This is a genomic window from Mesorhizobium sp. B2-9-1, from assembly GCF_006439455.1.
Classification (GTDB): Bacteria; Pseudomonadota; Alphaproteobacteria; order Rhizobiales; family Rhizobiaceae; genus Mesorhizobium.
In genome coordinates, this window is record NZ_VFTP01000011.1 from 1 (window position 1) to 14646 (window position 14646).

The 14646-nt window shown below is 64.5% G+C and carries 14 protein-coding genes; 5 read left to right on the forward strand and 9 right to left on the reverse strand.

The window, feature by feature from the left end:
• Nucleotides 1–160 precede the first annotated feature (160 nt).
• From FJW05_RS18790 to FJW05_RS18800, 3 genes are read right to left on the reverse strand one after another with little or no spacing between them, the layout of a single operon-like run.
• A complete protein-coding gene (locus FJW05_RS18790; RefSeq protein ID WP_140634745.1) occupies nt 161–1042 on the reverse strand; it encodes a MurR/RpiR family transcriptional regulator in 882 nt (293 codons plus the stop codon).
• Between the two features lie 9 nt (nt 1043–1051).
• The gene (gene ugpC, locus FJW05_RS18795; protein WP_140634746.1) at nt 1052–2119 is read right to left on the reverse strand and encodes a sn-glycerol-3-phosphate ABC transporter ATP-binding protein UgpC; all 1068 of its coding nucleotides are present in this window, start codon (nt 2117–2119) and stop codon (nt 1052–1054) included.
• A 2-nt stretch (nt 2120–2121) separates the two neighbouring features.
• On the reverse strand, nt 2122–2892 hold the full coding sequence (locus FJW05_RS18800) for an SDR family oxidoreductase (RefSeq protein WP_140634747.1): 771 nt from the start codon (nt 2890–2892) through the stop codon (nt 2122–2124).
• Nucleotides 2893–3065: 173 nt separating this feature from the next.
• Between FJW05_RS18800 and FJW05_RS18805 the strand changes: the two genes are divergently transcribed.
• From FJW05_RS18805 to FJW05_RS18825, 4 genes are all read left to right on the forward strand, one after another.
• Nucleotides 3066–4298, forward strand: a complete 1233-nt coding sequence (locus FJW05_RS18805; RefSeq protein WP_140634748.1) for a sugar ABC transporter substrate-binding protein — start codon at nt 3066–3068, stop codon at nt 4296–4298.
• A 401-nt stretch (nt 4299–4699) separates the two neighbouring features.
• Nucleotides 4700–5569, forward strand: coding sequence for a sugar ABC transporter permease (locus FJW05_RS18815; protein WP_140634749.1), 870 nt, complete (start codon nt 4700–4702; stop codon nt 5567–5569).
• Nucleotides 5566–6390: a carbohydrate ABC transporter permease gene (locus tag FJW05_RS18820; protein WP_140546426.1), complete on the forward strand. Its 825-nt coding sequence runs from the start codon at nt 5566–5568 to the stop codon at nt 6388–6390. The genes FJW05_RS18815 and FJW05_RS18820 overlap by 4 nt, the downstream gene beginning before the upstream one ends.
• A 21-nt stretch (nt 6391–6411) precedes the next feature.
• Nucleotides 6412–7932, forward strand: a complete 1521-nt coding sequence (locus FJW05_RS18825) for a M81 family metallopeptidase (RefSeq protein WP_140634750.1) — start codon at nt 6412–6414, stop codon at nt 7930–7932.
• A gap of 109 nt (nt 7933–8041) precedes the next feature.
• Here the strand turns inward: FJW05_RS18825 and FJW05_RS18830 are convergent, their stop codons facing one another.
• The 6 genes from FJW05_RS18830 to FJW05_RS18855 form a co-directional block, all read right to left on the reverse strand.
• On the reverse strand, nt 8042–10096 hold the full coding sequence (locus FJW05_RS18830; RefSeq protein ID WP_140634960.1) for a M3 family metallopeptidase: 2055 nt from the start codon (nt 10094–10096) through the stop codon (nt 8042–8044).
• 405 nt (nt 10097–10501) lie between these two features.
• The gene (locus FJW05_RS18835) at nt 10502–10873 is read right to left on the reverse strand and encodes a nuclear transport factor 2 family protein (protein ID WP_246673523.1); all 372 of its coding nucleotides are present in this window, start codon (nt 10871–10873) and stop codon (nt 10502–10504) included.
• A gap of 55 nt (nt 10874–10928) precedes the next feature.
• Nucleotides 10929–11570 (reverse strand): carbonic anhydrase, encoded by a 642-nt coding sequence (locus FJW05_RS18840; protein WP_140547167.1) that lies wholly within the window; start codon nt 11568–11570, stop codon nt 10929–10931.
• A 163-nt stretch (nt 11571–11733) separates the two neighbouring features.
• Complete coding sequence (locus FJW05_RS18845; protein ID WP_140634752.1) at nt 11734–12486, reverse strand: DUF429 domain-containing protein; 753 nt, start codon at nt 12484–12486, stop codon at nt 11734–11736.
• Entirely contained in the window at nt 12483–13367 is an 885-nt protein-coding gene (gene pdxY / locus FJW05_RS18850; RefSeq protein WP_140634753.1) for a pyridoxal kinase PdxY, read from the reverse strand. The genes FJW05_RS18845 and pdxY overlap by 4 nt, the downstream gene beginning before the upstream one ends.
• A 12-nt stretch (nt 13368–13379) precedes the next feature.
• Nucleotides 13380–13631 carry a hypothetical protein gene (locus FJW05_RS18855; protein ID WP_140634754.1) on the reverse strand — a complete coding sequence of 84 codons (252 nt, stop codon included), beginning with the start codon at nt 13629–13631 and terminating at the stop codon, nt 13380–13382.
• 242 nt (nt 13632–13873) lie between these two features.
• Here FJW05_RS18855 and FJW05_RS18860 point away from each other — a divergent pair, with 242 nt between their 5' ends.
• Nucleotides 13874–14518 carry a LemA family protein gene (locus FJW05_RS18860; RefSeq protein WP_140634755.1) on the forward strand — a complete coding sequence of 215 codons (645 nt, stop codon included), beginning with the start codon at nt 13874–13876 and terminating at the stop codon, nt 14516–14518.
• Nucleotides 14519–14646: the final 128 nt, after the last annotated feature.

Below are 14646 nucleotides of genomic sequence, written 5' to 3' on the forward strand. Positions count from 1 at the left end.
TCCTCTACCCCGTCGATCGGGGGAGAGGTGGCTCGGCGAAGCCGAGACGGAGTGGGGGTCGACCAGCGCTACATAAGGGGCGCGGCTGCCAATCGGGGAGATGGCCGGCAGGCCAGAGGGGGGCGCGAAGGATCGCCAACTTCGGCGGCGCTGCGACCGCTCAATCGCCCAGCGGCAGTTTCGGATCGTCCACCTTCAGCGTGTTCACGCTCTGCTTGATGCGGCGCAGATTCTCCAGCACTTTCGGCCCGCGCGCTTCCGCCACCGTGGTGGCGATCATGTCGAGGATGGCCAAAAGCGCGTAGCGCGACGAGGTCGGCTTGTAGATGTTGCCGTCCTCGACGGACTGCAGAAGGATGACCGTGTCGGCGACCTTGGCCAGGGCCGAATCCGGCGCAGTAATGGCGACGGTCGCCGCGCCATATTGCTGCGCGACCTCGACCGCCTCGATCACCGAGCGCGCATAGCCCGATACGGAGAAGGCAAGCAGCGTCGTCTCGGGCGTCGCGACGGCCGCATACATGCGCTGCAGCTGGCCGTCGGTCTGGGCGAGCGCCGAGAGGCCCAGCCGAAACAGCCGGTTCTGCATCTCGGTCGCCATCATCGAGGAAATGCCGCCTGAGCCGATGCACAGCACATTGCCGGAGCTCGCGATGCGGGCGGCGACGTCCATCAGCGCCGTCATGTCGAGATTCTCGCTGGCGCGCTGGATGGCGGCGATCGCCGCCTCGGTTATCGCCGAGGCGATGCGCTGCTCGCGCGCGTCGCGGCTGAGCGGCTCCGGCGACAGATACTGGCCGCCGATGGCGATCGCCTGCGCCAGGTAGAACTTGAAATCGCGAAGCCCCTCGCAGCCGAGATTGCGGCAGAAGCGGGTGACGGTCGGCTCGCTGACGCCGACGCGCGCGGCGATCTCCGAGATCGCGGCCTTCGAGGCGAAATCGAGGTCGGAAAGCACCAGCCCGGCCAGCCGGCGGTCCGACTTGGTGCCGTCCTGCGATATCAATTGCAGGCGGGTGATGATGTCGGCCGGGGTCTTCATGTCATCATCTCACAGCGGCAGGCCGGTCGCCTTGTCGAAGAGGTGGATGTTGCGCGGGTCGACGCTCACCGGCAGCCGGTCGCCGGGCTTCACCTGCAGCCGGTCACGGAACACCGCGCGCACCGTGTCGTCGCCGACCGAGCCATAGACATGGGTTTCCGAGCCGGTCGGCTCGACGACGTCGACCTTGATGGCGAGGCCATCGTCGCCGGCGCCGACGAGGAAGTGCTCGGGCCGGATGCCGGCCTCGACCGTGTCGCTGCCGGACAGAGCCTTGCCCGGGAGCGCCAGGCGGCCGCCGCCCGTCGTCTCGAACCAGGACTTGGCTCCAGCGCTCTTCAGCGCGCCGGAGACGAAGCTCATCGAAGGCGAGCCGATGAAGGCGGCGACGAATTTGTTGGCCGGCCGGTCATAGAGCTCCAGCGGCTGCCCGACCTGCTGGATGCGGCCGCGATCCATCACCACGATGCGGTCGGCCATGGTCATGGCCTCGATCTGGTCGTGGGTGACATAGACGATGGTCGATTTCAGCCGCTGGTGCAGCGCCTTGATCTCGGTGCGCATCTGCACGCGCAGCTGCGCGTCGAGATTGGAAAGCGGCTCGTCGAACAGGAAGACCGACGGCTCGCGCACGATCGCGCGGCCCATGGCGACGCGCTGGCGCTGGCCGCCGGACAATTGTCTCGGATAACGGTCGAGATAGGAAAAGAGGTTGAGCACGCCCGACGCCTTCTTGACCTTGTCCTCGATCGCGGAGCGCGTCTCGCCGCGGATTTTCGGGCCGAAGCCGATATTTTCCGAGGCCTTCAGATGCGGGAACAGCGCGTAAGACTGGAACACCATGGCGATGTTGCGCTTCTGCGGCGGCAGCTCGTTGGCGCGCGTGCCGCCGATGACGAGATCGCCTGAGGTGATCGTCTCCAGCCCTGCCAGCATGCGCAGGAGGGTTGACTTACCGCAGCCGGACGGGCCGACCAGCACGACGAACTCGCCGGTCCGGATGTCGAGATTGATGTCCTCGAGGATTTTGTGCTGGCCATAGGATTTCGACAGGTTGCGGAACTGGACGTCGGTCATGGTCACGCTCCCAATATGTCGTCGATGAAAGGCAGGTAGCCGGCTGTCAGTCCGGCGTCCACGGGCACCACGGCACCTGTTATGCCGGAAGCGCGCTCCGAGGCAAGGAAGGCGACGGCCTCCGCCACTTCTGACGCGTTGACGATGCGGCCGAGCGGATAGAGCCGCTTCAGCCGGCCTAAGATCTCGGGGTCCTTGGCCAGGCGATGATCCCAGGCGGCGGTGCGGATCGAGCCCGGGCAGACGACATTGGCGCGCAACCCGCTGCGGCCGAGCTCGACGGCGATCGATTTGGCGTAGGCGTTGATGCCGGCCTTGGCCGCCGCATAGGCCGGATTGCCGAAATGCGCGATGGCGTTGACCGAAGAGATGAAGACGACGCTGCCCGAGCCGCGCTCGGACATCGCCTTGATGAGCGGATCGGCGAAAGTCATCACGCCGGTCAGATTGAGGCCGAGCTCCTGCTCGATTTTGTCCGCCGTCAGCGCGTTCAAGGTCTCGGCGCGCGTCCAACCGGCATTGTTGATCAGGATGTCAGGGACGCCATCCTTGTCGAGCAGCGCGGGTATCGCCGCTTCGATCGAGGCCCGGTCGAGCAGGTTGAAGACGTGACGAGAGGCGATATGCGGACCGGCCAGCGCTTCTACCGATTGGTCGCAGCCGACGATGCGCGCGCCGCGCTCGGCCATGAGCTCGACGATTGCCGAGCCGAGGCCGCCGCCGGCGCCGGTGACGACAACGGTTCTGCCCTCGAAATCGGCCTTTGATACCACGATGCGCGCTCCTCCGCCGTGCCAGGCAGCGATGGAACGCTATCCAACAAAATGTAATTTAGCAACATGATAAACTGCTTGCATTGGGCATAACCCTCGATAATGTAGGAAAGTAACATAAATCCTGCGCCTCTAAGGCCCAGGCGCGAATGCGCATCATGGGAGGAAATCAGATGAGCCTTGCGAAATGGACTGTCGGCCTGTTGGCCGGAATGAGCATGCTGGCCTTTGCAGCACCTGCCGATGCCGGCGAGGTGCGCGTCACCGTTGCCGAATACAGCGCCAAGACCGGCCCCTATTTCGAAGAGGTGAAGAAGGAGTTCGAGGCGGCCAATCCCGGCATCACCATCAAGTATGAAGTGGTGCCGTGGGACGTGCTCCTGCAGAAGCTCACAACCGACATCACCGCCGGCACCAATGCCGACCTTTCGATCATCGGCACGCGCTGGCTGATCGACTTCGTCCAGCAGGATGTCGCCGAGCCGCTCGACAGCTACATCAAGCCCGAGTTCAAGGACCGCTTCATCGACACCTTCCTGCAGCCCTCGATCATGGACGGCCACACCTACGGCCTGCCGATCGCCGCCTCGGCGCGGGCCATGTATTACAACAAGGAGCTGTTCGAGAAAGCCGGCATCGCCAAGCCGCCGGCCACCTGGACCGAGCTGCAGGAGGACGCCCGCAAGATCAAGGCTCAAGGCGCCTTCGGCTACGGCCTGCAGGGCAAGGAGATCGAGACCGACGTCTACTACTACTATGCGATGTGGTCCTTCGGCACCGAGATCCTCAACAAGGACGGCACCTCCGGTCTGAGCACGCCCGGCGCGCTCGAGGCCGCCAAGCTTTACAAGTCGATGATCGACGAGGGTCTGACCGAGCCTGGCGTCACCTCCGACAACCGCGAGGACGTGCAGAACCTGTTCAAGCAGGGCAAGGTCGGCATGATGATCACCGCGCCCTTCCTGTCCAACCAGATCAAGGAAGAGGCGCCGAAGCTGAAATACGGCGTCGCCGCCATCCCTGCAGGCCCGACCGGCGCACGCGGCACCTATGGCGTCACCGATAGCATCATCATGTTCAAGAACTCCAAGAACAAGGACGAGGCCTGGAAGCTGCTCGACTTCCTGTTCACCAAGGAGCAGCGCGCCAAATTCACGCAAGGCGAAGGCTTCCTGCCGGTGAACAAGGAGGAGGCGAAGATGGACTATTACGTCAACAACGCCGACCTCGCCGCCTTCACCGCGCTCTTGCCCGACGCCCGCTTCGCGCCGGTCATCCCGGGCTGGGAAGAGATCGCCCAGATCACGTCCGACGCCATGCAGAAGATCTATCTCGGCAGCGCCACGCCGGAAGCGGCCCTGAAGGAGGCCGCCGACAAGGCCAACGCCGTGCTGACGAAGAAATAGGGCGTATCTCCCTGCGCCCGTGGCGCGCTCCACCCGTCGGAGCGCGCCACATCTTTTAGAAGAGGCTGCGACGGCCGCGGAAATGGCTAAACCGAGAAGGCCGCCAAAGTTGGCGCCGCCCCTCATTGCCCTGCCGGGCATTTCTCCCCGTATAGTGACGGGGAGAAAGAAGCTGGCCGCAACCTCGGAGCCATGCCTGCAACGTTGGTGATTGGCGAAAGCGGCGGCGACAGCGCCCCTCTCCCCGTCACTATACGGGGAGAGGATGCCGGCAGGCAGGTGAGGGGCAGCGCAGACGCAGGGAAGGAATTTGAACTGAGCCCCAACAAGGAACAGGTCGAGATTAGGCTAGCTGGCAAGCCAGCGCCGCTGATAGCTCGCAACGCGATACAAACCAGCCGATGCAAAATCGTCTCCTGCCCTATCTCCTGACGCTGCCCAGCTTGTTCTTGGCGGCGGTGGTGATCTTCTGGCCGATCTGGGACCTGATCCAGATCTCGACGCATGACGTCAACCGCTTCGGTCAGTTGCGCGAGTTCAGCGGTCTCGCCAATTTCGCGGCGCTCGCCGCCGATCCCGATTTTGTCGCCGCGCTCTGGCGCACCGCACTGTGGACGGTGCTCGTGGTCGGCGGCGCGCTGCTTTTGTCGATCCCGGTGGCGATCATCCTCAACACCGACTTCTACGGCCGCGGCCTCGCCCGTGTCGTCATCATGCTGCCCTGGGCGGTGTCGCTGACCATGGCGGCGGTGGTCTGGCGCTGGGCGCTCAGCGGCGAGAGCGGCATGCTGAATTCGGCGCTGATGAAGCTCGGCCTGATCAGCCAGAACATCCAGTGGCTGGCCAGCGCCGAAACCGCCTTCCCGATGCAGGTGCTGATCGGCATATTGGTGACGGTGCCGTTCACCACCACGATCTTCCTCGGCGGCCTGTCCTCGATCCCCGACGATCTCTACGAAGCCGCAGCGCTCGAGGGCGCGACGCCCTTCCAGCAGTTCCGCGAGATCACCTTTCCGCTGCTGAAACCCTTCATCAACATCGCGATCGTGCTCAACACCATCTATGTCTTCAACTCCTTCCCGATCATCTGGGTGATGACTCAAGGGGGGCCGGCGAACTCGACCGACATATTGGTGACCCATCTCTATAAGCTCGCCTTCCGCATCGGCAAGCTGGGCGAGGCTTCCGCCGTGTCGCTGGTGATGTTCGCGATCCTGCTCGTCTTCACCATGATCTATGTGCGGCTGGCCATGCGGGAGCAGCGGGCATGAACAGCAAGATGAAACGAACCATCGTCGCCTGGGTTCTGCTGGCCCCATTGATCGCGGTGACGATCTTCCCCTTCGCCGTCATGTTCCTCACCGCCGTCAAGCCGCGCACGGAGGTGCTGACGCCCACCTGGTGGCCGAGCGAATTCCGCTGGTCGAATTTCGCCGACATGTGGGTGGCGACCGGTTTCGGCCAGGCGCTGCTCAATTCGCTCTATGTCTCGGCGCTGGCGACCATCGGCGCGATCCTGATCTCGGTGCCGGCGGCCTACGCCATGTCGCGCTTCCGCTTCGGCGGCTACGGTGCCTTCCGGCAGTTCCTTTTGATCTCGCAGATGATATCGCCGATCGTGCTGGTGCTTGGCCTGTTCCGGCTGATGGCGGCCTGGGGGCTGGTCGAGAGCACCACCGCGCTCGGCTTCATCTACATGGCCTTCAACGTCGCCTTCACCGTCTGGATGCTGCAGAGCTATTTCGACACCATCCCGCGCGACCTTGAGGAGGCGGCCTGGATGGAAGGCGCCGGACGTTGGCTGACGCTGCGCAAGGTCTTCCTGCCACTTTGCCTGCCGGCAATCGCGGTGACGGCGATCTTCACCTTCATCAACGCCTGGAACGAGTTCGTCGTGGCGCTCACCATGCTGCGCAGCCAGGAAAGCTACACGCTGCCGATCCAGGTTTTCTCGCTGGTCGCCGGCCGCTATACGATCGAATGGCACCATGTCATGGCGGCCACGCTGCTGGCGACGCTGCCGGTGGCGATCCTCTTCATCTGGCTGCAGCGCTATCTGGTCAGAGGCCTTGCGCTCGGCGCGGTTAAGTAGCTTCCATTGCACGGAGCGTTCATGCGCATCTTCACCGCCTCGCTGGCGACGGAAACCAACACCTTCTCCCCGGTCCCGACCGACCGGGCTTCCTTCGAGATGGCCTTCTATGCCGGCCCCGGAAAACATCCGGAGACGCCGACGCTCTGCTCCTCGCCGATCGTGGCGCTGCGCAAGCGCGCCGCGAAGGAAGGGCTGACCATCATCGAAGGCACCGCCACCTGGGCGGAGCCCGGCGGCCTGGTGCAACGGCAGACCTATGAAGCGCTGCGCGACGAGATCCTCGATCAGCTCAAGGCCGCCTTGCCGGTCGATGCGGTGATCCTGGGATTGCATGGCGCCATGGTCGCGCAGGGCTATGACGATTGCGAAGGCGATCTCTTGGAGCGCGTGCGCGCCATCGTCGGCCCGAAAGTCGTGATCGCCTCGGAGTTCGATCCGCACAGCCATTTAACGCCGAAGCGCGTCGCGGCTTGCGACATCATGGCCTACTTCCTCGAATTCCCGCACACCGATTTCTACGAGCGCGGCGAGCACGTCGTCGAGCTCGGCCTTGCCGCGGCGCGCGGCGAGATCAAGCCGGTGATCTCGACCTTCGACTGCCGCATGATCCAGGTGCTGCCGACCAGCCGCGAGCCGATGCGCTCCTTCGTCGACAGGATCAAGGCACTGCATGGCAAGGACGGCGTGCTGTCGGTCTCGGTCATCCACGGCTTCATGGCCGCCGACGTGCCCGAAATGGGCACGCGCATCCTGGTCGTCACCGACAATGACAAGGAAAAGGGCGACAGGCTCGCCGAAACGCTCGGGCGCGAGCTCTATGACCTGCGCGAAGAGACCGCCATGACGATGCTGTCTGCATCGGCCGGCATCGAGCAGGCGCTAGCCGTGCGTGCCGAGCGCAAGGACAAGCCGGTGGTCATCGCCGACATCTGGGACAATCCGGGCGGCGGCGTGCCGGGCGACGGCACCATCGTGCTGCGCGAGCTGCTTTCGCGCGGCGTGAGCAAGGTCGGCGTGGCGACGATCTGGGATCCGGTCGCGGTCACCTTTTGCCATGCGGCCGGCGAGGGCGCGGTTATCGACCTGCGCTTCGGCGGCAAGGCCGGCCCTCAGGCCGGCGAGCCGATCGACGCCCGCGTCAGGATGCTGAAGACAACCAACGAAGGCTGGCAGAGCTTCGGGCCGAGCCGTGTGACGCTGGGGCCATCGGCGGTGGTGCGCATCGACGGCACCGAGGTCGACGTCATCTTGAACACCAACCGCACCCAGACCTTCGAGCCCGATATCTTTTCCAACATCGGCATCGATCCGTTGTCGAAGGAGGTCCTGCTGATCAAATCGACGAACCATTTCTACGCCGGCTTCGCGCCGATCGCCGCCGAGATCATCTATGTCGCCGCGCCGAGTTCCTATCCGAGCAATCCGGCGGTGACGGACTACAAGAAGCTGACGCGGCCGATCTGGCCGCGGGTGGCGGATCCGTGGCGCGCTTTCCCTTCTCCCCTTGTGGGAGAAGGTGTCGCCGAAGGCGACGGATGAGGGGTGTTCCAGCGGAGTGAGGCGCTGGCGTTCCCTGGAACACCCCTCATCCGTCTCGGCGCTGCGCGCCGATCCACCTTCTCCCACAAGGGGAGAAGGAAAAAGGGCGCTACACCAGCCCCCGCTTCACCGTCATCGCCTCAGGCGAAGGCATCTTGCCGCGGAAGGCCGTATAAAGCTCCTCCGGATCCTTCGAGCCGCCGGCGGCGTAGATGTTCTTCAGAAGCCGCTCGGCGAGTTCCGGATTGAAGGCATCGCCCGTCTCCTCGAACGCCGAGAAGGCATCGGCGTCGAGCACTTCCGACCACATGTAGGAATAATAGCCGGCTGAATATCCGTCGCCGGCGAAGACATGGCCGAAATGCGGGGTGCGGTGGCGCATCGCGATCGTGTCGGGCATATGCAGCTTTTCCAGCGTTTCAGCCTCGTATCGAAGCGGCTCGGCGGGCGCGTCCGGCCGCGCGTGATAGGCCATATCGATCAGCGCCGAGGCGGTGAACTCGACCGTCGCGAAACCGGCGCCGAAGGTGCGGGCGGCGAGCATCTTGTCGAGCAGCGCCTTCGGCATCGGCTTGCCGGTCTTGACGTGCAGCGCATGCTTTTCCAGCACCGCCGGCACGGTCAGCCAGTGCTCATAGAGCTGCGAGGGCAATTCGACGAAATCGCGGCTGACCGAAGTGCCCGAAACCGACGGCCAGGTGACGTCGGTCAGCATGCCGTGCAGCGCGTGGCCGAACTCGTGGAACAGGGTCTTTGCCTCGTCGACCGACAGAAGTGCCGCCTCGCCGGCCGGCGGCTTGGCGAAATTCATGATGTTGTAGATCACCGGCTTGGCGCCGTCGCCGAGCTTGTAACCGGACCGAAGCGCGCTCATCCAGGCGCCGGAGCGCTTTGAGGGCCGCGCGAAATAATCGGCGAGGAACAGGCCGCGTTCGCTGCCGTCGGCATTCTTCACCACGAAAACACGCGCGTCGGGATGCCAGGCTGTAATGCCCTTCTTCTCTTCGAAGGTAATGCCGAACAGGCGCGTCGCCACATCGAAGCAGGCTTCGATGACACGTTCGAGCTGCAGGTAAGGCTTCAACTCAGCTTCGTCGAAAGCGAATTTCTCGGCGCGCAGCTTCTCCTGGTAGAAGCGCCAGTCCCACGCTGCGAACTTCTCGTTGCTGCCGGCATTCGCGGCCAGCCGCTCCAGTTCCTTCTGGTCGGCCGCGGCCTTCTCCAGCGCCTTTTCCCAGACCGGGTCGAGCAGCTCGTGCACGGCCTTCGGCGTTTTTGCCATCGTGTCGTCGAGCTTCAGCGCCGCGAAGGAGCCGTAGCCCAGCAGCTTCGCCTTCTCGGCGCGCAGCTTCAGCATGTCGCGCACGACATCGGTATTGTCGGAGGCGCCGCCATTCTGGCCACGCATGATGAACGCCTTGAACGCGATCTCGCGCAGGTCGCGGCGCTCGGAAAATGTCGAGAATGGCTCGTAGATCGAGCGCGACAGCGTCACCGCGTAACGGCCCTTCTGGCCGCGCATTTCGGCCGCTTCCGCCATCGCGCTCTTCAAAAAGTCCGGCAGGCCGGCAAGGTCGGCCTCGTCGAGGAACAGCGCCCAGTCACGCTCGTCGGCCAGCACGTTCTGGCCGAATTTGGTGCCGAGCGAGGAAAGTTCCTCATTGATGGCCGCGAGCCGCTTCTTGCCCTCGGCGTCGAGTTTCGCGCCCGACCGGACAAAGCCTTTCCAGGTCTTTTCCAGAACGCGCAGCGTCTCGGCATCGAGCTTGAGGCTGTCGCGCCGCTGATAGAGGTCGTCGATGCGGGCAAACAGTTTTTCGTTCATCGAGATCGCCGAGAAATGCCGCGACATCTTTGGCGAAACCTCGCGCTCCATCGCCTGGATCGTGTCGTTGGTATGAGCGCCGGCGCGGCACCAGAAGATCGACGAGACACGGTCGAGCGCCTCGCCGGCAAGCTCGAGCGCGGCAAGTGTGTTCTCGACGGTCGGCATCTCGCTGTTGCCGGCGATCGCGTCGATCTCGGCCTGATGCGCCGCCAGCGCCGCGTCGAAGACCGGCCCGAAATCATTGTCGCCGATGCGCGAGAAATCCGGCAGGCCGAGCGGCCCTTGCCAGACGGTCAGCGGATGGGCGGCGAGGTCGACGGTTTTTGACATGAGCAAATCCAACTGGGAAGTTCGGTGAATTGGGAGCGGCAGGCTGCCCCGGATGTAGGACGATGCTACGCAGCGCGCAACAAGGGTAGCCCTGGGATTCGCCATGGACATTCAAGGGGTAAGGCGGCTCGCCGTTTCCGCGAAACGGTGAAATGCGCTGGTTCATCGCAAACCGAACCTCGTCATCCACGGGCGGAGCGACGCGAAGCGGAGCGCGGACCCGAGGATCCATTCCGTGACTTTAGCCGAGGAACGCAGCGGAGCAGAATTCTGCACCGTGGCAACGCCTCGACGTAACGGAATGGATCCTCGGGTCTGCGCCGCGTCGCTTCGCTCCTTGCTCCGCCCGTGGATGACGAACAGACGGGCGTTACGGCCAATCGCCAAGGCATGCGCCTGCCAACGCAAACACTAATAGGCGCTGCAGTCCTGCGCCACCGCCGTCTGGGTGCTGGCGACGATGCGGCCGCCGGCGATGGCAAAAGTCTCGCGCATCAGCATGTCGTTGCTGGGGAAGTCGTAGCAGGCGAGCACCGTGGTCTCGCCGTTCTCGCTCTTTTCGATGCGATGACGGATCGCGGCGCCCGCCACCGCGCCCTGCCATTCGTCGATCGAGGCGATGAAATCCTGCTTGGTCTGCACGACGCCGATATCGTCCAGCTTCATGCGCACGTCGTCGGCAAGCAATTCGGAAAGCTCGGTCCTGTCGGCGGCCAGCAGCGCCGAATACCAGCGGTCGATGATGGCGCCGTCGTCGGCGCTGGCACGCGCGACCGTGGACATGAGCAGCGCCGCCGCGAGAAGGAACCTCCGCCAGGTCCGGTGCATCGCCCCTCCGTTACAGCTCGGGCCGCTCGAAATCGCCGGTTTCCTTGTTCATCACCCAAAGCTCCCCGGTCGAGATGTCGAACCAGGCGCCGTGCAGCGAGAGCCGTCCCTTGCCTTCCAGGATCGAGACGCAAGGGAAGGTCCTCAAATTGGCGATCGAATAGCGGATGGAAATGCGTTCCAGCGCCGTCTGGCGCTCGGTCGCCGTCATCATGGTACTGGAGGCCACCGTCTCGGCGGCCGGCGCGATCAGGCTCATCCATTTGCCGATGAAGTCGCCAGGCGACAGCGGCGAGGAATTGGTGTCGAGAGCGGCACGGATGCCGCCGCAGCGGCCGTGGCCCATCACCACGATGTTCTTGACCTTCAGGCTCTGCACGGCGAATTCCAGCGCGGCCGATGTCGAGTGATATTCGCCGTCCGGCTCATAGGGCGGCACCAGATTGGCGACATTGCGCAGCACGAAGAGCTCGCCGGGGCCGGCGTCGAAGATCGCCTCCGGGGCTGAGCGGGAATCGCAGCAGGCGACGATCATCGTTTCAGGCGCCTGGCCTTCGCGCGCCAGCGAGCGATAGCGGTCGCTTTCCGAGGGATAGCGGCCGGCCATGAAGTTGCGATAGCCGGCGAGGAGGTGCTCGGGGAGGTGAGGCATGGGCGGCGTCTGGGCCCTTTCCGGGTTGGATGCGCACGAATGTGGGTGTTCGAGCGGTGTCTGCCTGAAGTCTGGGAAAGCCTCTAGCGGCAAAAGTCGGTCGCGAGCAATGCCGAATTGCGGATGAGCCCGTCGCAATCGCGATGCGGCATTCATGGCTTCGTCACGCCCAGATCGCAACGGGAATGCCGAAACGATCGGTCAATGGCGGATCTGGAGAAGGTTTTGCCTCGCCGCTGGCGATGCGCTCGGCAATCAGCATCATGGCCGCGGCGTCGAGGAAGTCGTCGCTCGCCGCGCCGCGCGGCGGCGCCTGGTCGAGAAAATCCTTCTTGTAGCCGTGCCGGCAAAGCAGCGCCTTGCGCTCCTCCATGCCGGCCGGGTTGACCGCTCCCTTGATCTTCTTCGGCAAGGCCATCGCCGTGCCGCCATTCAGCCGGCAGAACGCCACTTCCGGATGCGATTCGAAGATGCGGCTGCACAACTCCGGTCGCGTGATCAACAGCTGATCGATCTCGCGGATCTTCGAAAAGATGCCGAAGGCCTGGATGGAAACGCCGCGCGGCGGATCCGACGTTGCCAATGCCGTCGCGCTTGCCAGCCGATGCGCCGCATACCAGGCCTCGATCGTGGTGAAGTCGCTGGTATCGGCATAGAGTGCCGCCCGCGAGGGGATGGCGAACACGCTGGATTGCCGCGCCCCGAGCAGAGGCCGCACCAACGCTTCCGGCCCGCGGCCGCCTCTGCTCGCAAAATCCGGCAGGCCGATCGGCATGTCGACGGCGATCGTTGCATCCGGCAGCGCGTCGAGCAGCGCCTGGAAGCTCGGGAAGACCGAGACCGACGGCGCGGCGTCCGCTTCGCGGTGGACGGCGATCCAGCCGGCCTTGCAGCCATCGACGCCTGCGAGCTTCACGCCCGCTTGTCCCTCCCGGGATGCAGGAGATGGCGCAGCTGCACCATGGCCATGGGGTGCGACAGGCTCTGCGCGTCGGTTTCGAGTTGCAGCTCGTCGCCGCCGCGCTTCGCGGTGCGAGCGAGGATCTCGTAGACGGCAGCGGTGGTCGACTGCAGCGCCTTGACCGGCGGCTGGCCGGAGAGAACGCGCGCCAGATAGACGGCCGCCGTCAGATCGCCCAGCCCGTTCGGCGGCTTCTCGATCACGCGGTGCTCGGCAAGCAGCGCCTGGCTGCCGTCGAGCAGGAAATTGCCGGTGCCGCCCATCATCATGGCGGGCGCCGAGGTCACCAGCATGGTCGAAGGGCCGGCATGAAGTGCCGCCGCCGTCACCGCCTTGATGTCGGGCAGCGGCGCGCCCGCCATCCATTCCAGCTCGTAGCGGTTGGGCGTCGCGATATCAGCGATCGGCATCAATTTGTCGCGCATGGCGACGGCCGTCGGCTCGGGCACGTAGAGCCCGCCCGAATCGCCCATCACCGGGTCGCAGATATAAAGCGCGTTCGGCGTCTTTTCCTTGACGGCGGCGACCAGTGAGGCGACCGCGTCGGCCTGGCCGGCCTCGCCGAGATAGCCCGACAGCACGGCCCTCACCTCGCCCAGCCAGGGCGCGCGCTCGAGATCGGCCATCAGCGCCTTGAACTGATCGAGCGGCGGAACGATGCGCGTGGCCCGGCTGTGGCCCGGATGCCAGGGCAGGATGACGGTCGGCACCGCCCAGACCGGGAAGCCCAGCGTCTCCAGCGCGAAGACGGCGGCGCGGTTGCCGACCGAGCCGCGGGCGACATGGCTGGAGATGACGATGACCGCGCGCGGCGCGTCGATTTTTTCTGCATTCATGGAAATCTGTTCCTAGCCGCCACGCGTGGCGGCATACACCAGCCAGGCCAATAGCCCAATGGCAATGATGAAGCCGAGCGTTCGGCCAATGCGGGTTCCCCAATATTCGATGGGATCGGTGCGGTCGGTATCGGCGGCGGTCACGCGGTCGCGCGCATCCTTCGCCGTGCGGACGATGAACGACGCGCCGCCCGGCGCCGTCTCGCGCGCCACGCGTTCGAGGATGCGGCGTGATTCGGTCTCGTCGTCCCGGCGCTGGGCCATGGCAATTGCCCTTTCCTGCCCGGACTTTAGAGCAACTCCAGGAAAAGTGCGAAGCGTTTAGGCTCGGCGACTTCGCCGTAGCCTTCCGGCCGGAATTGCGTCGAACAAGGAGATGGAAACCTGTTGGCTCGACCATTCACAGGGGCTCGCGCCAGAGCTGGAATCGGCGTCGTCAGCCGGACATTTCCTTGCGCGTGGATTGTGGTAATGCTTCGCGTGCAACTTCTGTCGAGGGACCAATCATGATTGCCGAGCGCCTCTCACTAGCCTCCCCCTTCCGCAGCCTTGCCGCCTTCCTGATGATGGTTTTCGTGCTGCCGCTGCTTGCCGGCTGCGGTTACAACACCATTCCGACGGCGGAAGAGAACGCGCATGCGGCCTGGAGCGAGGTGCTCAACCAATATCAGCGCCGTTCCGACCTGATCCCGAACCTGGTCGAGACGGTGAAGGGCTATGCCTCGCATGAAAAAGATACGCTCGACGCGGTCGTCCAGGCGCGCGCCAAGGCAACGCAGATCACGGTGACGCCGGAGACGCTGAAAGACCCCGAGGCGCTGAAGAAGTTCCAGGATGCGCAGGCCGGGCTGACCAGCGCGCTGTCGCGGCTGATCGCGGTGTCGGAAGCCTATCCCGACCTCAAGGCGAACCAGAATTTTCTCGCGTTGCAGGCGCAGCTCGAAGGCACCGAGAACCGCATCGCGGTGGCGCGGCGCGACTATATCCAGGCGGTCAGGGACTATAATCTGACGCTGAGGACCTTCCCCTCGGTGCTGTGGGCGACCTTCTGGTTCCGCGGCAACGAGCCGTTTGCGAACTTCACCGTCGAGGAAGACAAGATGCAGGTGCCGAAGGTCGATTTCGGCACGAGCACGAAGCAGGGCGGGTGAGCCGGCGTCTTAGCTTATCGAGCCAGCCTTGAGTTCCGTCACCCCCCTCTCTGTCCTACCGGACATCTCCCCCTCAAGGGGGGAGATTGGCAGTTTCGGCAACCTCGCCCTCCCTTCGATGCTGAAGA